This window comes from Rossellomorea orangium (assembly GCF_019334305.1).
In the GTDB taxonomy this organism is placed as follows: Bacteria; Bacillota; Bacilli; order Bacillales; family Bacillaceae_B; genus Rossellomorea.
The window spans coordinates 28,826-47,747 of record NZ_JAHWGH010000011.1 but is presented as its reverse complement, the minus strand read 5'-3'; the positions used below and the strand labels follow the sequence as shown (position 1 = coordinate 47,747).

Annotated in this window: 16 protein-coding genes; 3 read left to right on the top strand and 13 right to left on the bottom strand. The window is 48.0% G+C overall.

Annotated features, from left to right (window positions below):
* Positions 1-11: 11 nt before the first annotated feature.
* Genes celB through KYJ26_RS06335 form a run of 3 tightly spaced genes read left to right on the top strand, consistent with a single transcriptional unit; the run spans position 12 to position 1,918 of the window.
* Positions 12-1,304 carry a PTS cellobiose transporter subunit IIC gene (gene celB / locus KYJ26_RS06345; protein WP_219166447.1) on the top strand — a complete coding sequence of 431 codons (1,293 nt, stop codon included), beginning with the start codon at positions 12-14 and terminating at the stop codon, positions 1,302-1,304.
* The gene (locus KYJ26_RS06340) at positions 1,301-1,609 is read left to right on the top strand and encodes a PTS sugar transporter subunit IIA (RefSeq protein WP_219166446.1); all 309 of its coding nucleotides are present in this window, start codon (positions 1,301-1,303) and stop codon (positions 1,607-1,609) included. The genes celB and KYJ26_RS06340 overlap by 4 nt, the downstream gene beginning before the upstream one ends.
* 12 nt (positions 1,610-1,621) lie before the next feature.
* Positions 1,622-1,918, top strand: a complete 297-nt coding sequence (locus KYJ26_RS06335; protein WP_219166445.1) for a PTS sugar transporter subunit IIB — start codon at positions 1,622-1,624, stop codon at positions 1,916-1,918.
* 25 nt (positions 1,919-1,943) lie between these two features.
* Here KYJ26_RS06335 and KYJ26_RS06330 read toward each other — a convergent pair whose 3' ends face one another.
* The 13 genes from KYJ26_RS06330 to galT form a co-directional block, all read right to left on the bottom strand.
* Positions 1,944-2,957 carry a LacI family DNA-binding transcriptional regulator gene (locus KYJ26_RS06330; protein ID WP_219166444.1) on the bottom strand — a complete coding sequence of 338 codons (1,014 nt, stop codon included), beginning with the start codon at positions 2,955-2,957 and terminating at the stop codon, positions 1,944-1,946.
* Positions 2,958-3,056: 99 nt separating this feature from the next.
* The gene (locus KYJ26_RS06325; protein WP_219166443.1) at positions 3,057-5,294 is read right to left on the bottom strand and encodes an alpha-galactosidase; all 2,238 of its coding nucleotides are present in this window, start codon (positions 5,292-5,294) and stop codon (positions 3,057-3,059) included.
* 16 nt (positions 5,295-5,310) lie between these two features.
* On the bottom strand, positions 5,311-6,135 hold the full coding sequence (locus KYJ26_RS06320; protein WP_219166442.1) for a carbohydrate ABC transporter permease: 825 nt from the start codon (positions 6,133-6,135) through the stop codon (positions 5,311-5,313).
* On the bottom strand, positions 6,132-6,986 hold the full coding sequence (locus KYJ26_RS06315) for a carbohydrate ABC transporter permease (protein WP_219166441.1): 855 nt from the start codon (positions 6,984-6,986) through the stop codon (positions 6,132-6,134). Before KYJ26_RS06315 ends, KYJ26_RS06320 begins: the two co-directional genes overlap by 4 nt.
* Positions 6,987-7,097: 111 nt before the next feature.
* The gene (locus tag KYJ26_RS06310) at positions 7,098-8,384 is read right to left on the bottom strand and encodes an ABC transporter substrate-binding protein (protein WP_219166440.1); all 1,287 of its coding nucleotides are present in this window, start codon (positions 8,382-8,384) and stop codon (positions 7,098-7,100) included.
* A gap of 279 nt (positions 8,385-8,663) precedes the next feature.
* A complete protein-coding gene (locus KYJ26_RS06305; protein ID WP_219166439.1) occupies positions 8,664-8,882 on the bottom strand; it encodes a DUF2922 domain-containing protein in 219 nt (72 codons plus the stop codon).
* A gap of 38 nt (positions 8,883-8,920) precedes the next feature.
* Positions 8,921-9,139, bottom strand: a complete 219-nt coding sequence (locus tag KYJ26_RS06300) for a DUF1659 domain-containing protein (protein ID WP_219166438.1) — start codon at positions 9,137-9,139, stop codon at positions 8,921-8,923.
* A 97-nt stretch (positions 9,140-9,236) separates the two neighbouring features.
* Positions 9,237-11,963 (bottom strand): YhgE/Pip family protein, encoded by a 2,727-nt coding sequence (locus tag KYJ26_RS06295; protein WP_219166437.1) that lies wholly within the window; start codon positions 11,961-11,963, stop codon positions 9,237-9,239.
* 70 nt (positions 11,964-12,033) lie between these two features.
* The gene (locus tag KYJ26_RS06290) at positions 12,034-12,606 is read right to left on the bottom strand and encodes a TetR/AcrR family transcriptional regulator (protein WP_219166436.1); all 573 of its coding nucleotides are present in this window, start codon (positions 12,604-12,606) and stop codon (positions 12,034-12,036) included.
* A 152-nt stretch (positions 12,607-12,758) separates the two neighbouring features.
* On the bottom strand, positions 12,759-14,138 hold the full coding sequence (locus tag KYJ26_RS06285; protein WP_219166435.1) for a Glu/Leu/Phe/Val family dehydrogenase: 1,380 nt from the start codon (positions 14,136-14,138) through the stop codon (positions 12,759-12,761).
* Between the two features lie 175 nt (positions 14,139-14,313).
* Positions 14,314-15,363 carry an aldose epimerase family protein gene (locus tag KYJ26_RS06280; RefSeq protein ID WP_219166434.1) on the bottom strand — a complete coding sequence of 350 codons (1,050 nt, stop codon included), beginning with the start codon at positions 15,361-15,363 and terminating at the stop codon, positions 14,314-14,316.
* 35 nt (positions 15,364-15,398) lie between these two features.
* A complete protein-coding gene (locus KYJ26_RS06275; protein ID WP_219166433.1) occupies positions 15,399-17,342 on the bottom strand; it encodes a beta-galactosidase in 1,944 nt (647 codons plus the stop codon).
* Positions 17,343-17,430: 88 nt separating this feature from the next.
* A complete protein-coding gene (galT, locus tag KYJ26_RS06270) occupies positions 17,431-18,921 on the bottom strand; it encodes a UDP-glucose--hexose-1-phosphate uridylyltransferase (RefSeq protein WP_219166432.1) in 1,491 nt (496 codons plus the stop codon).
* Position 18,922: the final 1 nt, after the last annotated feature.

The following is an 18,922-nucleotide window of genomic DNA, read 5'->3' as shown; positions in this document are numbered from 1 at the left end:
GGGAAAGAAAAATGAGTAAAGTAATGGGGTTTATGGAAAGTAAGTTTATGCCTGTTGCAGGCCGGATCGGCTCACAAAGGCATCTGGTCGCCATCCGTGATGGCTTCGTTTCGATCATGCCATTGATTATCGTCGGGTCCCTGGCCGTGTTATTGAATAACCTGCCGATCGACGCCTTTCAGAATTTCATGGTGTCTGTATTCGGGGAAAGCTGGAAGTCCGTCGGCGGGAACATGTGGAATGGGTCCTTCGCAATTCTTGGGTTGCTTGTCGCCGCATCCATCAGTTATCACCTGGCAAAATCCTATGATATCGATGGGTTGTCGGCGGCGTTAGTGTCGATCGCTTCCCTGATCATCCTCACGCCGGTTACAGAGGATTGGGGAATCTCCTACGCCTGGACCGGAGCTCAAGGGATATTCGTCGCCGTCATCACGTCCCTCCTCGTCACGGAATTGTTCAAAGTGTTGATTCGTTCGAAGTTCACGATCAGTATGCCTGACGGGGTTCCGGAAGGTGTCATGAAATCATTTAAAGCGCTGATCCCAGCCACGATCATCCTGATTCTTGTTGGTCTTATTCAAGCCCTCTTAACTTCTTTTGCAGAAAAAAGCCTTTTTGAAATTGTGTTCACGCTGATCCAGGAACCATTGCAGGCGGTATCGAACTCACTGCCATCAGCCATCGTCGTTGCTTTCTTAAATCATTTCTTATGGTTCTTCGGGTTACACGGTACGAACATTTTAGGTCCGATCATCGAGCCGATCTACCTGCCTTTAATCGAAAAAAATCAGCAGCTGTTTGCAGCCGGCACGAGCGCATTCGACGTGCCATACATCGTCACCAAACCTTTCTTCGATGCGTATGTGTACATGGGTGGATCCGGTACGACCATTGCCCTGATCATCGCCATCTTCCTTGTGGTGAAAACGAAACATTACCGTACCGTCGGAAAACTGTCAGCCGCACCTGGAATTTTCAACATTAACGAGCCGGTCATCTTTGGGTTACCGATCGTGTTGAACCCGCTTATGTTCATTCCGTTTCTACTGGCGCCCGTTGTCCTGACAGTTACGTCTTACCTGGCTTTAAGCCTCGGGATTGTACCAAAAACCGTGGCGATCGTTCCGTGGACGACACCACCGATCATCAGTGGATACCTGGTGACAGGGGGATCCTGGACGGGAATTGCACTTCAACTTGTGAATCTGACCATTGCAACACTCATGTATATCCCATTCCTACTCGCATCTGAACGAGCTCAATTAAAGAAAACCAATGAAACGAGTGATAAAATCGCATGACGTTAACGCTGGAAGAAATCTCATTTCATATCATCCTGCATGCCGGCAATGCCCGCTCTTCCGCCATGGAAGCGCTGCAAGCCGCTAAGAAAAACCAATTTGACCTGGCAGGGGACAAAATGGCCGAGGCAGAGAAAGAGGTCCATCAGGCCCATCACTATCAAACTCAATTACTGCAAAAAGAAGCGAGCGGTGACGGAGAAAACCCTACCATTCTACTGATTCACGCACAGGATCATCTCATGAACGCCATCACCGTCAAAGAACTGGCTCAGGAAATCATCGAAATCCATCAAAACAGGTAAGGAGTGCTTCATATGAATATCATGCTGGTCTGTTCAGCAGGCATGTCGACGAGTATGCTCGTCCAGAAAATGAGGAAAGCAGCTGAAGAGAAAGGCTTCGAAGCTACAATCAATGCGACATCGGAAGCTGACTTAAGTAATCATTTAGACCAATTGGACGTGATCCTCATCGGACCTCAAGTCCGCTATCTATCTGCTAAAATCATTGAGAAAGCTGCACCCTATGGGATTAAAGTCGATGTCATCGATGGAATGCATTATGGGATGATGAACGGCGCGAAGGTGTTGGAGCAGGCAGAAAGTTTATAGTTCAACGAAAAAAGAGTAGCCCAGGCTACTCTTTTTTCGTACAGCTCTCCCGCTTCACCAGATGAGCAGGTACAACGACTTTCTTCGCCAGTTCACGTTTTGACTGGATCTGATCCAGCAATAACTCCACGGCCGATTCCCCCATGAACTCTGTGTACACTTTCACGGTCGTCAAGGAAGGCTGCAGGAACTTTGAAGTCGCAATATCATTGAATCCGATGATGGAGATGTCTTCAGGAATCTTGATCCCTTTTTCGTGAAGCGCACGGATCGCCCCGATCGCCATGGAATCCGAAGCCACAAAGAAGGCCGTGGGCACTCTCTCGGCTTTTAATGCCTCTCCCATCAAGCGGTAACCATCCTCGGCGGTGAAATGTCCATCCGTCCAGATCTGCTCCTCGTCGTATAGATTACGGAGGGCGAGGTATTCGTAAAATGATACTTCCCGCTCATCACGTATCGGTTCATCCTCCACCACATATTCATGTCCCCCGATATATCCGATATGCTCATGACCGAGGGTGATGAGGTGATCGAGCACTTCTGCCATCGCTTTTCTGAAATCGACGACGACGCAATCATAATCATCCGACGGAGCGTAATCCACGAGGACGAGTTGACGGGCAGCCCTTTCGAACAGATCGATTTCCGATTGGCTGTATTTCCCTACAGCTATGATGCCGTCCAATCCTTCGAGCTTCGCGGGATCGATTCCATCGGCATGTTTATACAACTTTACCAGATCAATATTCCGCTCCTGACATTCCCGTTCCACTCCGGTCCGGACCGCCATATAGTAAGGATCTGCCATTTCCTGCTGATCGGAATACCAGTAGATCAAACCGAAGAGCATTCGATCCTTGATCTGACCGGGGTCCTTTCGATTACGCAGCGTTTTATAATTCATATCCTGCGCAACCTGGAACACTCGCTTCTTCGTTTCTTCCGCAACGGAGAGTGTCGTATCGTAGTTTAGTACTCTTGAAACAGTAGCCAGGGAAACACCTGCCTTTTCTGCTATATCCCTTAAAGTGGCCATCCCACTTCCTCCTTCTTTTCATACATTGCTATTTCCATTATAACGGAGATACGGGCGCCACACACATACTTCCCCTTAAATCGTTGAGGTCCGTCCCTCTTATTTCACTTTGCGGAGCTTCCAGATGTGAGATTGGTAGTCTCCTTTGAGCCTGGTTTGTTCTGTTATGGCGGTGCCGCTGAAGAATGGCGGGAGCAGCAGTCCGATGTTCATCAGTTCGTCTCCGTACATTTTCTCTCCAGTGTGTTCTATTTTATATAAGGTGTCTGGGTCCAGTCCCTGTAAACGAACACGAATTAAACCAGGGTTTGGTTGTGCGAGCGTCCGGTAAAAAGCCACGATGGCTTCTTCCGATTCCCGGTCCACCACCATCCAGGAGGTATCATTTCCGTTGAACGGACTTAGGAGACGGTAAAAGGTTCCGAACTGAAGCAGTCGTCTATTCTCTTTTATAAAATGAACTTGTTCTTTCACGGTTTCCTTTTCTTCTGCCGTAAAGGTGGTGGCATCGAGTTCATATCCGAAGGCACCGAACATCGCCACATGAAAACGGGTGTCAAGAGGCGTCTCTCTTCCAGTTTGGTGATTAAGCCCACTCGAGACGTGGGCACCCATGGATGAAGTCGGATAAACAAGGGACGTACCCCATTGAATCTTCAATCGCTCCACTGCATCTGTGTTGTCACTCGTCCACGTTTGCGGCATATAGTAGATCATCCCGGGATCAAACCGGTTCCCGCCGCTTGCACATGATTCGAACAGGATGTGTGGAAACCTGTTTGTCAGTTTGTCCAGGAGCCTGTAAAGTCCCAGCACATAGCGATGTGCCACTTCACCCTGGTGACGTGCCGGAACCGATGATGATCCGACTTCCGTCATGTTCCGGTTCATGTCCCATTTCACGTACGAAATCGGGGCTGAGGAAAATAAGTTCTCCAATGTGTTATAGAGATGATCCACCACTTGTTCGTTCGCCAAATCAAGAATGAACTGATTACGTCCATGTGATAAAGTACGATCACTCACACCCAGGACCCAATCAGGATGATCCCTGTACAGGTCACTTTCCTTCGACACCATTTCAGGCTCCACCCAAAGACCGAACTGCATTCCCTTCTCTTTAACGATGGCTTCACTTAACCCCTTAATCCCATTCGGCAGTTTCTTCTTATCAGGAGTCCAGTCGCCAAGGGAAGTCGTATCATCGTTCCGCTTTCCGAACCAGCCGTCATCGAGGGCGAACAGTTCAATTCCCAGCTCAGCTGCGGCATCACAGATGTCGAGGATCTTTTCCTCATTAAAATCAAAGTAGGTCGCTTCCCAGTTATTGATGAGTACCGGGCGCTCCTTGTCCCGCCACTCCCCCCTGGCCAATCGGGAACGGTATAACTCATGGAACGTCTGGCTCATCCCGTTCAATCCGGAATCGGAGTACACTATTACCGCTTCAGGAGTCTGAAAGGAACGTCCTCCCTCTACCGTCCAATCAAAACCGAATGGATTGATCCCGAGTAAGGCACGGGAAGTATCATAAGCGTCCACCTCTACCCCGCCGTAAAAATTCCCGCTGTAAATGAGGCTGAAGCCGTACACTTCCCCCTGACTTTCAGAAGCATGAGGGGATTTCAACGCGAAAAACGGATTGTGATTCGAGCTTGAGACACCCTTTTTACTGTCTATGGACTGCAGCCCTTTTCTGAGGGGCTGACATGATACATGACGTTCCCGGATCCACGCTCCATGGAGATGAAGGAAATCAAATTCTGCATGAGGAAGATCAAGAGAGGCGCTGAGCAAGCGCTCAATCACCACCGGTTCATTCCCCAGATTACGAAGCTGAACGCTCCTCACGATCGCATCCCGTTCATGATAGACCGTGTAGAGAAAATCCATTTCAAGCCTGGCAGACTGGTCCTCCAGAGTGACCGTCAATGTCTCCGCTTCCCCTTCATCCTCTACATATGTGGAAGGCAAACCGGCGAGCGCCGGCTTCCCTTTTTCCAACCGGTATCCTTTATAAGTAAAATGGGACGTCCTGCTGCCACTTTCATGCTTCAGGACAAAGGCCGGCTCACGGTAATCACTGGTTCCAAAGCTCGGATACTCCTGTTTTAAATACTCCAGTGAAAAAAATGGATCCCCTTCATAGGGAAACGATGCGTTACCGAGAGGCTCAGCCGGGAGCTGGATGAGATGGGAGAAATCATCCCGATGCCTCACTTTTTTCCCGAAATACAGCTGACCGGGCTGACCATTTTTCAAAACAGAAAAGATGTAGCTCGTGTTTCTCCCCTGCAGATGAAATTGTTTATGTTCTTCGTTGATGAATATCGGCATTTGAGTCCCTCCTTATTTATTTAACGGCACTGCCAAGCATGCCCGAAATGAACTGGCGTTGAAGAGCCAGGAAGAAAATGATGATCGGAATCGTTGCGATGGTGACTCCTGCCATGACCTGACCATAGTCGATTCGGGAAAGGCCGAATAAACTGGAAAGGGCAACCGGGAATGTGTACATGTCCGTCGATGACAGGGCGATGAGCGGCCATAGGAAACTGTTCCACTGATACAGGAACAAGAAAATCGCTGTCGCAGCGAGTGCCGGCTTCATGGACGGCATGACAATCTTGAAGAAAATCTTCCATTCACCCGAGCCGTCGATCCTTGCCGCTTCGATCAGTGAAGTCGGGAATGCGAGCATATTCTGCCTCATCAGGAAAATCGCAAACGGATAGGCGAGGTTGGGAAGGATGACGGCTTTATATGTGTTCAGCCATCCGAAGCCTGCCATCATTTTGAATAAAGGAATGATGGTTGCGTGATAAGGCACCATCATCGACAGCAAGAAGACGCCGAAAATGATATTACGGCCTTTGAAACGGAATTTAGCAAACGCATAGGCCGCCATGGAACAGATTAGCAGGCTCATGACCGTGTAAACGATGGCAATGAACAAGGAATTGAACATGACGCGTCCGATGCCGATCGCTTCGTTTAGATTTTGAACATTTTCCACCAGCTTTTCACCAGGTGCAAGGACCGGCGGCTTTGAGAACATCTTCCCACTTTCATTCGTCGCGCCGATCGCAGCCCAGTAGAAAGGAAATAACGATACAAGCGCACCAAGAGCTAATACGATATACAGAACGATTTTTCTACCTGATTTTGATTGTCTCATTCTTGATCACCCGTAATTTTGAATTGGATAAACGTCATGATCCCGATTAGAATCACGATGACATATGCGATCGTTGAAGCGTAACCGAAGTCGAAGTAACGGAATCCTGTTTGATATAAGTACATACCGATCGTGAGTGTCGCATCACTTGGTCCACCCTTTGTGAGCACGAACGGTTCATCGAATAATTGCAGCGTCCCGATCGTGGATAGAACGACCGTAAAGAGAATCACCGGTTTCAACTGAGGGATGGTGATGAAGAAGAATTGGCGAATGCGGGAAGCACCGTCCATACTGGCCGCCTCGTAAAGCTCTTCGGGGATATTCTGCAGTCCGGCTAAATAGATGACCATATTGTATCCGACCCACCGCCATGTCATGGCGATGATCAGGGAGGCCTTTGCCCAGAACGGATCGTTCAGCCACGGTATCGCCTTGAAGCCCAGTGAGGTCAATAGCTGATTAACGACACCATCGTTCATCAGCATGATGGAGAAAATGATGGAGTAGGCCACAAGGGACGTGACAGCCGGCAGGAAGAAGGTGACTCGGAAGAAGCCCTTCATCCGGAGTAAAGCTGAATTTAATAATGAGGCCAATACGAGCGCTAACAGCACCATGATCGGCACTTGGATGACGAGCAGGATAAAGGTGTTTTTCAATGCCGTATGAAAGATCTCATCCGACAGCAAACGCTTATAATTATCAAGTCCCACAAACGTCAACGTCGCTCCCTGCCCTGTCTGGAAGCTGAGGATAAAAGAAGAGATAATCGGATAGAGCATGAACACACTGAACAGAATGACAGCGGGTGCGATGAATAAATATGGAATATATGATTTCGTTTTCATACATTAACCTTCTTTCCGGTAGGAAGCCGTGAAGCCGCCCAGTTGTTGATAGAAAAAGAGAGAATTAGACCACAAGAACCCCTTGGCTCTAACCCTCTCTTTTCTTATTTCTTACTTGTTGATATCACGTTTCGTCCGGTCACTTAAGCGTTTTGCCGCTTCTTCAAGAGCCTTTTCTACTTTCGTGCCGTTGAATGTATCCGCCTGTGCTTTGATGGCTTCATCCAAAGCAAGGGAATAGTCTTTCGTATAGTAAGCGGTCGGGACGTCCTTCATTTCATCCGCGAACAGTTTCCAAATGTTTTGTCCTCCGAAGAATTCCACTTCTCCGTTAAATACGTCTGATTCATACGTCGTATTCAGGGATGGGAACAGTCCGTAGTCTTCCATCGCCATGATTTGCGTATCTTTGTCTGTTGAGAAATACTCCAGGAAATCGTACGCTGCATCGGCGTTTTTACTTGCTGCAGGAATCATCCAGCTTGAACCTCCAAGGTTGGACGCACGGTTGCCGCCTTCTTCAACCGCAGGAAGTAAGAATACGCCCCAGTCTCCGCTTGTATCCTTTGCCTGATCGACAATCGTTCCGTAGTACCAGGCACCGAACGGGATCGTCGCAACAGAGCCGTCGACTGTTGAAGAAACGACTCCATTCCAGCCGTCCACATTTTTAATTAAATCCGCATCGGCAAATTTCTTCTGGATTTCCATGGCCTTCACGGCTTTTGGATTTGTCAGGTCGATGTTGCCTTCTTCGTCATAGTAGAAGACACCCTGCTGATTCAGCATCATCCGGAAAGTCGGGTCATCCTTGAACATATCAAGCGGCATCGCGTATGAACCGGTTGCCTCTTTGATTTTCTTCCCAGCTTCGAGGAAATCATCCCATGTGTTGATGTCTTCAGCCTTCACTCCTGCTTTTTCGAACAGGCTGCGGCGATAGAACATTCCGCCAGGACCGGCATCGAATGGCATGGCGTAGTATTTCCCTTCGACTTGCGCGAGATCATTTTTGAAAGATGGGAATTGATCTTCATGATCAGAGAATCCTTTGTCCGACAGATTCAGGAACCCTTCAGGAAATGCTTCCACATAACCATGAATACGATCGTCTTCCACCAGTACGATATCCGGCAGACCGACACCGCCGGCTGCAAGACCGGTAGATAGTTTGTCATATACATCCAGTCGTCCGATATCCTCTACCTTCAGTTTCACGTTCGGGTGATCTTTTTGATATTCCTTGACGGCATCATTCAGAGCACCGACATTCACATTCCATGCCCAGGCAGTGAGCGTCACTTTCCCGTCCTTGCTTTCGGAACCACTGCTTCCTGAACTGCATCCGGCAATGATCAACGTAGCAATGATACCCATTAAAACGAAAATCTTCTTCATACCCCTTGTCCCCCTTGTTTTTCATAGATTAAAAGAGCTGTAATCGTCTCCCGTAAAAACCGCTTAATAAGAAAGCGTTTACATCTTATGTATGATTTTAGTAAATATTCAGATATCAGTCAAGTTAATTTTAGTAAAATTTTTATTTTTTTTACTTGATAAAAAAGCGGGGACGATCATACATTGGTAGAATGAGAGATTTTAGTGGTTTCGTAGAATGGAGGAAATGCAAAAAGCGCCCGGAATGTCAGTATGTCTGACTTCCCGGACGCTTTCATTTTACATCACATCATAATCCGTCACATTCCGCTCCACTACGCGCGCTCCTTCCACACTTACAAACGCACCAGTCGAACCTCCGAACACATCGGTCGCGATCAGGTTGTCCATCGCAGCCTTAACCGCCAATGTGTCAATCGGCTCGATGGGCTCATTGATGGATAGCTTCGCGGTCTTCCCCACTTCGGTTTTAAACTCCAGTTCCAATACTTTTGCCATACTCTATACCTCCTTTCCGATATGATTCCTTACCTCGATTACTCATTGATGTCGAAGCTTTGAAGCTTCTCCACGTTGGAAAGCACTTTGGATGAAAGACTTGCGATTGATAACGCTGCACTGTTCATGTCATCCGCCGTTGCAAGGGGATTGATGTAGCTATAAGATTTGTACGCAAACTTAGGTTTCCCCTTCTCGTCCAGGCCATCACTGAAAGCCAAACGAATCCTCGTCGATTTCAAATCCGCTGTTGCCATGTGCCTCACCTCCTTTCACCCTTTATATAGGGATTCAGCAGAGGATCAGACACCCTTTGACGAAAAAAAACCGGAGATCTCTGTCTCCGGTTTTCCATTATGCTTCTATTTCCCGATAGTGCTTCCTGCGAAGGATACGGAATCTGAATGTGAGATAAAGGATGGTTCCTCCCATGGCAACGAATAAGAAGATGAGGGTAAACATCACATTATGCCACATGAACGCAACATCACCTGTGGAGATGATGGCCCTGAATGCATTAATCGTATACGTCATCGGTAAGAAGTTAGAGAAGTGCTGCAGGAATTCAGGCACCAGTTCGATTGGATACGTTCCTGCACTACTTGTCAATTGTAAAATCAAGATGAGAATCCCGATGAATCGTCCTGGATTATCAAGGGATGTCACCAGGAATTGGACAATCGATAAGAACGTCCAGCTTGCCAGGATGCTCATCATGATAAAGAGCGGGATACTCGTCACTTCAAGGCCGAGTCCCCATAAAAGTATAGAATCGGCCAACAGCGCCTGAAATACCCCTGCAAACAGGAGAACGCCGAATTTCCCGATGAACCATCCGAATCCGCTTCTTGGTGTGACAGCCGGTTCCCTCATCGGGAAGATGATCGAAATCACGAGTGCTCCGACAAAGAGACTGAGTGACAGGAAGTACGGAGTAAAGCCCGTTCCGTAGTTCGGTACATTATGAATCGGCTTGGCGGTCAGGGTGACAGGTTTTGCGAACATGTCATAGATGTCGTCATTTGCGTTGACGTCATTCGCATCCTTGGCACCATCTGCAAGCTTATCCTTCAGCTCGGATGATCCATCCGTCAGTTTATTCAATCCATCTGTCAGATCGGTTGACCCGTCTGACAGTTCTCCGAGACCGGATGATAAATCCACAGATCCGTTCCGGAGCTCTCCCAGTCCACTCATGAGACCCTTGAATTTGTTTGAGAACATTCCCAGTCCTTCCGACAGATCATTCGATCCTTTTGAGAGATCGCCAAGTCCGTTGTACAGTTTTCCTGAACCTGCATACAGGCCGCCGAGACCGTTGACAAGCTGATCGGAACCTGAAGATAAGCGGCTGGTTCCATCAGCGAGATCCGAGGAGCCCTTGGCTAGTTTCGCAGACCCTTCTTGGAGGGCGTCTGTTCCGCCGGCGAGTTTTCCAAGTCCTGTCGTCAGCTTATTGCTTCCGTCAACCAATCGGTCGATCCCATTTTGAGCGACTGAAACCTTTTCCTCTACCTGGGAAAGGCCGCCAACTAGAAGGTCCTGGCCATCCAATAGGGAATTTGCCCCTCCGGCCAATTCCGCCTGACTTTTGGTGATTTCATCAAACCCATTGGTTAATCCCGCCTGTTTGACTGACAGGTTTTGCGCCTGGGCGGACAATTCTTCTGATTGTGTGCCGAATTCAGAAGCGGTACCTGATACTTGAGATACTTTATCGGTTACGTCCTGGCTTTTATTAGACAACCCATTAAGGGATGCTTTCAATCCTTTCAACTTTTCCTTTTGTGCGGGGTCCTGTTCCTGTTCAATCAAGGTATCGACATTGGCCGCTGCTTCTTTGAGCCCTTGACTGACCTCAGTTGAACCGGTATCCGCACCGTTCACATCATGGCTGATTTCAGCTGCCTTACCGGATAAAGCTTGAGCTTGAGAAGCAACCTGATCTGACCCCGTTGCAAGGTCAGGCAGACTACCATTCATTTCATTCAATCCGTCCAATGATTTCTGGAGGCCGCCCGCAAGCCCTTTCGCACCTGCCAGTGAATCTTTCGCCCCTGTCAGGAGCTTTTGATTCCCTTCTGCCATGTCGGTGAGGGCCGCATCAAAGGATTGGAGTCCTTCCGACACCCTTTTGGAGCCCGCATACGCCGTATCGACTCCTGATGAAAAGGAAGTGGACTTCCCGGCGAGTTCCTTAAGCCTTTCATTTAACGTTTGAGCCCCGTTGTTCACGCTGTTGATTCCGCTGTTCAAATCTTTTGCGCCGTTTTGAGCTTTTCCGATATTCTCTTTCAGTGCGCCCGCTCCGCTCCGGGCTGAATGGACGCCATTTTCAAGCTTATCAGCACCCGCTGCAACGGAGCCGACACCATCGTCGAGCTTATTCGCACCGGCTTGGGCATCTCCAAGTCCGTCCGACAATTTATTCGCTCCTTCATGAGCTGTGTGGATCCCGTCATGAAGGTCACCGGAACCCGATGTGGCATCTCCGAGCTTATCATTCAGCTTTCCGGCGCCGTCACTCGCTTCAGTCAGTCCATCCCCGACCTCCTTGATCTGGTCAAACATCGATTCGGCATAGGTTTTCGTAACCGCACCCGATACCTCCTCCTTGATCTTTTCAATCGCAGAGTCTCCTATTTTAGAAGAAAGATAGTTTGATCCTTGATTGGCCGTATAAATCAATTCCAGTTTTTCAGGATGAACATCCTCGAGTGTCGTGGCATGCTCAGAGAAGTCTTCTGGTATTTCAATTTTTAAATAATAGTCCCGGTTTTCAAGACCCTTATCGGCTTTCTCTTCGTCTACGAACCTCCAATCAAATGTGTCGTTCTCTTTCAGGTCTTCTACAAAGTCTTCTCCTATTGTCAGTTCTTCGCCGTTAAACTCGGCACCCTTATCATTGTTGACGACCGCAACAGGGAGCTGATCCACCTGTCCGTACGGATCCCAGAATGCCCATAAGAATGTTCCACTGTATAACACAGGAATAAATAATACGGCTAAGACGGCAATCAACAGGGTCTTATTCGTAAAGATATTACGAAATTCTCCCTTGAGTGAATGCAATCCTTTCATTTTATCAACCCTTTCGAATATATGACTATCTTCACCATTTGGTCATAGGATTCAAAAAAGAAAGGACCATTTACGTGGATAACCCATTCAGTAAATAATCCTCCATGATTGTGGCGATTTTCTCAGACGATAGGGGCGGGTGATTCCGTTCCCAATCCGAAACCAGTGAAATGTATACCTTCAACAAAATAAATGAAATGACTTCCGTGTCACAAGTCTTGATCTGCCCACTCTCCATAGCCCGATCAATCTTACTTTTGATATAAGACAGCAATTCATTCTCGATATGGTGTAGCATTTCCTCCACTGCCCGAGTGCCGATTTGTTTCTCTTCCTCGATCAGCTTCAGCATCAATTGATGGTCTGTCCGGTACTCTAGAAGCGTAATTAATGCCCGGTGAACATTTTCATAAAAGCTGTTATCGGGATCGAGGGCAAGGTCTGCTGATGATTTCATTTCCCTTACCATGCTATACACAATCTCCTCAAACAGCTCACCCTTATTCTTGAAGAACGTGTAAATCGTTCCTTTCCCGACATTCGCAAGCTTCGCTACCTGATCCATCGTCGTCGCCTTATACCCAAACAGCGAAAAAGACTTCGTCGCCGCCTCCACAATCAACGCCCTTCGATCAATAGACATCCTGATTCATAACCCCCTGACCAAACCAGTGTTTCGTTCAAACCCATTCTAAACTCAACTATAACATCTCTCCGTAATAGATTCAAAGATGAGAGGGACGGACCTCGATTCCTAGTACCTGCTCCTAGGAATAAAGGTCCGTCCCTCAAATGTTAATACAGTTTCCCTTGTCGATATAACACCGTCGAGAGTTTCATGACGGAGTGGATGTAGCAGTTCTGTCGGAGTGGGAATGGGTCTCCGAAGAAGAGTGGCAGGACGGTGTCGAGGGTGGATTTCATCTTGTCGTAGAGGAGGTTGAATACTTCGTCCTCTGTGTAGAACTGGGTTTCCCTGCCCTGCAACCATTCGAAGTAGGAGACGATGACCCCGCCGGCATTGGCGAGGATGTCCGGGATGATGATGACACCCTTCTCACTTAAATACGAATCCGCTTCTGTAGTGATTGGCGCATTCGCTCCTTCGACGATGATCCTTGCTTTCACCTTCCGTACATTATCTTTGTGGACCTGATCCTCAAGGGCTGCAAGAATGAGGACATCGACGTCAAGATAAAGGACTTCGTCTCGCTCACGGATCTCAGCCGTCACATCTATTTCCTTCAACTGCCCTTCTTCAGTCGGCAGGTCTCCTTTATTCTTCATCGTGAACTCGACCAGAGCCGGGATATCGAGGCCATCTGAATTGTAGAGCGTCACATTCCGGTCACTCACCGCCACCACTTTGTTCTGCAGGTGAGTGGACTGGTGGGCTTCAAGTGCTGCGACAGATCCGACGTTCCCGAATCCCTGGACGGCAACCGTCAAGGGCCGGTCTTCATAATCAAGGGCCGTTTTCGCAAAGATGTTATCCGTCTTGGTCAGGAGACTCTTCTGCTCTCTCAGGAAGTCATGGACAAGGTATCGGAATGTAAAGAACACTCCCTTCCCCGTCGCTTCCCGCCGTCCGAGGGAACCTCCATTTACGATGCTTTTCCCTGTAAAGCTCCCTCTATAGGGCATTCCGGGGCGAATGCTCTTGTACTCAGCCATCATCCAATCCATCTCCCGTTCCCCCGACCCCATATCAGGGGCAGGGATATCCTTGTCGGGTCCGAGGATATCACTGAAGTACTGAACATATTTCCTTGAGATCAAATGAAGCTCCTTCTCGGAATACTCCCGGGGATTCAGGATGATCCCTCCTTTCCCTCCTCCGAACGGAACGTCATGGAGAGCATTCTTCAACGTCATCAACGACGCCAGATTCACGACCTCTTCCTCATTCACCGACTCATGGAATCTGATACCTCCCTTATATGGTCCAAGGGCATTATTATGCTGCACTCGGAACGCTGGGATCCGGACGACCTTCTCGTCCTCAAGCGGAATCCTCAAATACGATTTATGTACATGATTCGGCGTCGATAGAATCGACGTCAATGAAGTAAACGCTTTCTTCCTTGTTTCACCTTTCACTTCCGGTAAAAATGACTGGTCTTCGAGTAATGCATTCAATGATTTCTGTACTATTTCTCTTGTTTGGCTGATCAATATGGGTCCCTCCTATTGTTTAAAGAAAATATTGGCATTTACTATAGGGTTACCCTTTTTGGTATCGTTAAAAACGACTATTTTCCTATACGAGAAGGAAATCAGTCCAACATAAATAGCCACACCCTCATCTGAAAGGTGTGGCAAATTCCGCCGTTGTCTGAAAACCTGACGATCAATGCTGATTTTCATCGCTGTTTATGACATAAAATCGAAAGGTAGTGGAAGCACTGTACACATCTCCTTTTTTAACAGTGACCGAAGGAAAATGAGGATGATTTACGGCATCGGGAAATCCTTGCGTCTCAAGGCAAAGACCAAGATGGCTCCGGCCACGGACGCCACCGGTCAACACATCATCGGTGAAATGATTACCCGTATACAGGACGACCGATTGCTGATCGGTTTCCACCGACATTGCTCTGCCGCTTTTTTCATCCCAGAGGGAGATTCCCCTGTCTTTTTTATTTAAAACAAAGGCATGGTCATACCCTTCCTCAAGACCGGACTGCATTCCGGCAAGTATCGTTTTTCCGTCATGAAAATCAAAGGGAGTCCCCTCTACAGGAATCAACTTTCCGGTCGGTACAAGATCACCGGAAAGCTCAAGGATCTCATCCGCATTCATCTGCAATGTGTGAGACAGCACGTCCTCTTTGTAATCCCCGCTCAAATTGAAGTAGCTGTGGCTCGTCATGTTGATGGGGGTATCATGGTCAGGGACTGCCCGGTATGCGATGGTGAATTCATTTGCATTCGTCAGCGTATACGTCACGTCCACTTTGATGTTTCCTCGGTATCCCTCTTCTCCGTCAGGGCTCAGATAAGAGAGGCAGACACTCACCTCATCCTTTTCAACCGCCACGTTCCCGACTGTCCAGATGACTCTGTTGAATCCTTTATCTCCGCCATGAAGATGATTGCCGTTTTCATTTGCCGTCAGTTCTACACGCTTCCTATGTGAAGAGTAACCGGCCCCTCCGATTCTCCCGGCGACCCTTCCGATCACCGCACCGTAATAGTGTTCATGTTCAACGTATTGTTCAAGCGTATCGAACCCCAGAACGACATTCTCAACCTTCCCTTTACGATCCGGGGCAAGCATGTTCGTAATGGCCCCTCCATACGTAATGAACATTACTTCCATTCCAGAATCATTCTGCAGCGTGTACGAGTCCACCCCATGTCCTTCGTATTGACCAAAAGGTTTTTTGATCACATTCATGTACATCCACCTCCTTTTCGCCGTTCAATTGCTTATTACACTTCCGCTATCATGCAGTGATACGGCTGTAATGTCACTTCACCAAACGTTTCTTCATACCCGTTATGATTGATGATGACCCTATATGTCTTCCCTTCGACGGCTCTTGAGACAACCTCTACTCCCGGATTGGTTTCGATCGTTTCGATACCTGCTTCACCAGCAGCTTTGGCCGCAATTTCTTCCACGACACCCTGCCCGATTCCCGCTCCGATGTAATACGCTTTTCCGGATCCGAATGTATTCTCTGTCACACAGGCATATTCATTGTAGAACGCGTCATCGTATCGATAAAGGGAATCCGCCGTCGTTGGGTTCACCAGATCACGCCAGTACTCAGCCGTCGTCACACGATCTGAAACCGTGGAGACGACCGGTACAGACTGCCCTTCATGAAGGGATTCGGATTCCTCCACTTCAATGCCGAGCAGCGGGGACAATCCTCCTGGAATCATCGCACCGAACACGAGATTATTGTCTTTATCCTTCACTCCTGCACGATACGACACGATGACCGTCCCGCCGTTCTTGGTGAATTCCTCGAGCCTCTCAGTCAACTCAGGATCGATCAGCTGCGGCACGGGCACCAATACGACTTTATACTCTGAAAAATCCTGATCATACTTCAACACGTCGATCCCTGTATTTTGCTTATGGAACGGTTCATACAGACGAAGAACTTCTTCTGTAAAGTCGATGCTCGGATTCTGCTGCTGGATCCGCCATGACCAGATATTATCGAAATCATATAATAGAGCCACATCCGCTTTGACAGGAGAATCAAATAGCTCCTCATATTCTTTCACTTCATTGAAAAATTGCTTTACTTCATTGAACTTCCGAGTCGTACGGTTGTTGCTGTCAAGGATTCCAAGGCAGTATTGTTCGGCTCCCCGGTTCATCCCGCGCCAGCGGAAGAACAGCATATTGGAGCAGCCGTGGGCAAACGCATGCCACGCCCATACCTTCGCCTGATTCGGCCGTGGTAAATATCCGATGACATCATGTCCCTGAGCCCCCATCAATTCTTCCACAATCCAGAAATTCTGTTTCTTCAGCCCTCTGATCAGATCAAGGGTCATGGACAGGTGAGCGGGGGAAATCGGTTCCTTCAGACCTCCCCATACAGGGTAATTATCATAGGAAACAAAATCGAGATCCCGGGAAAATTCATTTGTATCAAACCATTTTCCGAATAGCCCCCCAGGCAGATTCGTCGTCACGGTTTGATGATCCCCTTTCATCCGCTTCGCCTGTTCCACATGCTTCAGAGCAAATTGACTCAACGAAGTGGAGCGGAAACGGGACCAATCAAGCATCATCGCCGGATTATGGACCGTTATCGTTTGTTTAGGGACCGGGATTTCAGAGAATCCGTTATACGTCTGCCCCCAGAAAATCGTGCCCCAACGCTCATTCAGCTCGTCAATGGAATCATATTTCTCCTGTAGGAACTCCTGGAATCCACGCAGGCAGCTCCCGCAGTAACACATGTCACTATCTTCATGTCCCAATTCGTTATCGATCTGCCATGAAACGATGGCTTCTTCGTCACGGTAATGAGTGATCAACTTTTCTGCGATGCGCATCGAATAGTTCTGATACGTTTCAGAGTTAAAGCAGTACTGCCTTCTCCCGCCGAATGATTTCTTCACGCCATTGATATCTTCATTCAGAATATCGGGATGACTGCCTGCAAGCCACGCTGGAAATGTTGCCGTCGGTGTCCCGAACATCACTTTTATTCCGTTCGCTTTGACTTTTTCGATGACATGATCAAAAAAGGAAAAATCGAATTGACCTTCTTCCTTCTCCATCAAGTGCCAGGCAAACTCACCGATCCTGACCATGTTGACACCCATATCTTTCATTCTTGCAAGATCTTCATCTATCAAACCGATATCCCAATGTTCCGGATAATAATCGACACCTAAAAACATAATGATCCCCCGCTTTAGTTTAGTATAGAGAAAATAAGAAACCCGCTCTTTCCCTGGTTTCTTATTTCTATTTCAATATTGATTCAAATCAAAAGCCTTCAACAAACCTCTTGAATGCCTGCTGTCCTCTCACGTCCCTTTTGAATACCCCGGCATCTTCCAGGACTCGAGAGAATTTCTTTCCGAGCTCTTCTTTCACAATAGCTGACACATTATCAGAGGTTACGTCCTGATAACGGTCCTGCAGCTCTTTCACCCACGGAAGATGATAATCTGCCACATCATGACTTTCACCTAAAAGGGCGCTTTCCACTTCCCGAAGCTCCCCTTTCAAGCGGGCTGGCAGGACGGCAAGGCCCATCACTTCAATCAAGCCGATGTTTTCTTTCTTGATATGATGAACATCCTCATGGGGGTGAAAGATTCCCATGGGATGCTTTTCATCCGTACGATTGTTCCTCAGGACAAGGTCCATCTCATACTTCCCGGCTCGCATACGGGCGATGGGGGTGATCGTATTATGAGGAGTGTCCCCTGTAAAGGCAAGTACCTCTGCCTCGGGGTCACTGTACTCTTTCCAACTTGTTAAAACCTCTTCCGCAGCAGAAAGCAATTCTCCCATGCTACCACTGTTTAAACGGACCACGGACATCGGCCACTTGACGATTCCGGCCTCCACTTCAGGATGACGATTCATCGAGAATGTGTACTCGATCTCCGCCCTTTCCATGGCAAATTCGTAATGCCCTCCCTGATAATGGTCATGTGAAAGAATCGATCCACCCACAATCGGAAGGTCTGCATTCGAGCCGGCAAAATAATGAGGGAACTGATGGACAAAATGAAGCAGCCGCTCGAATCCGGCACGATTGATTTCCATCGGACGATGGGTCTCCGATAAGACAATACAATGTTCGTTGTAATACACATAAGGTGAATACTGAAGCATCCAGGGTTCCCCTGCAAGATTCAGGCGGATCATCCGGTGATTGGCCCTCGCAGGATGACCGATCCGCCCCTCATAGCCTTCATTCTCCACACAAAGCAAGCACTGTGGATACGTCTGATCCTTTTTCGGCATGGTTTTTTCAAGGGCAATTTGCTTCGGATCTTTCTCGGGCTTCGATAGATTGATGGTAATATCCAGTTCCCCGTAGTCCGAATCCACCTGATAGCTGATGTTTTGACTGATCCGTTTTGTCTGGATGTAGTTGCTGTCCTGACTCAGCTTGTAAAAGTAATCCGTTGCCCGTCTGGGATCTTCTTTGTAATGGCCAGCAAACCTTGAATTGATGTCGGATGGACGCGCCACGAGAACGTCCATCACTCTTGCCGAAAACATTTCTTTTTCATCGAACAAATCCTCGATGATGGCGTGGTCAACTGCATAAGCCGTCATCGTTTCGAGCAGATCAGGTATCTCTGATCCATCGGATGAATCTGTCTTTTCCGCCTTGTACGTCTCTAATTTTAAAAGGGCGAGAATCCGGTTACGGGCATAAACGTCATCTTCTTTCCCGATCAATCCCGCCGTTATAGCTTTTTCAATCAATGTGTTCACAGTCAAGAAAATGCTCATC

Coding starts and splice junctions, on each gene's coding strand:
- celB (WP_219166447.1), top strand. CDS start 12: ATGAGTAAAGTAATGGGGTTTATGGAAAGTAAGTTTATGCCTGTTGCA.
- KYJ26_RS06340 (WP_219166446.1), top strand. CDS start 1,301: ATGACGTTAACGCTGGAAGAAATCTCATTTCATATCATCCTGCATGCC.
- KYJ26_RS06335 (WP_219166445.1), top strand. CDS start 1,622: ATGAATATCATGCTGGTCTGTTCAGCAGGCATGTCGACGAGTATGCTC.
- KYJ26_RS06330 (WP_219166444.1), bottom strand. CDS start 2,957: ATGGCCACTTTAAGGGATATAGCAGAAAAGGCAGGTGTTTCCCTGGCT.
- KYJ26_RS06325 (WP_219166443.1), bottom strand. CDS start 5,294: ATGCCGATATTCATCAACGAAGAACATAAACAATTTCATCTGCAGGGG.
- KYJ26_RS06320 (WP_219166442.1), bottom strand. CDS start 6,135: ATGAGACAATCAAAATCAGGTAGAAAAATCGTTCTGTATATCGTATTA.
- KYJ26_RS06315 (WP_219166441.1), bottom strand. CDS start 6,986: ATGAAAACGAAATCATATATTCCATATTTATTCATCGCACCCGCTGTC.
- KYJ26_RS06310 (WP_219166440.1), bottom strand. CDS start 8,384: ATGAAGAAGATTTTCGTTTTAATGGGTATCATTGCTACGTTGATCATT.
- KYJ26_RS06305 (WP_219166439.1), bottom strand. CDS start 8,882: ATGGCAAAAGTATTGGAACTGGAGTTTAAAACCGAAGTGGGGAAGACC.
- KYJ26_RS06300 (WP_219166438.1), bottom strand. CDS start 9,139: ATGGCAACAGCGGATTTGAAATCGACGAGGATTCGTTTGGCTTTCAGT.
- KYJ26_RS06295 (WP_219166437.1), bottom strand. CDS start 11,963: ATGAAAGGATTGCATTCACTCAAGGGAGAATTTCGTAATATCTTTACG.
- KYJ26_RS06290 (WP_219166436.1), bottom strand. CDS start 12,606: ATGTCTATTGATCGAAGGGCGTTGATTGTGGAGGCGGCGACGAAGTCT.
- KYJ26_RS06280 (WP_219166434.1), bottom strand. CDS start 15,363: ATGAATGTGATCAAAAAACCTTTTGGTCAATACGAAGGACATGGGGTG.
- KYJ26_RS06275 (WP_219166433.1), bottom strand. CDS start 17,342: ATGTTTTTAGGTGTCGATTATTATCCGGAACATTGGGATATCGGTTTG.
- galT (WP_219166432.1), bottom strand. CDS start 18,921: ATGAGCATTTTCTTGACTGTGAACACATTGATTGAAAAAGCTATAACG.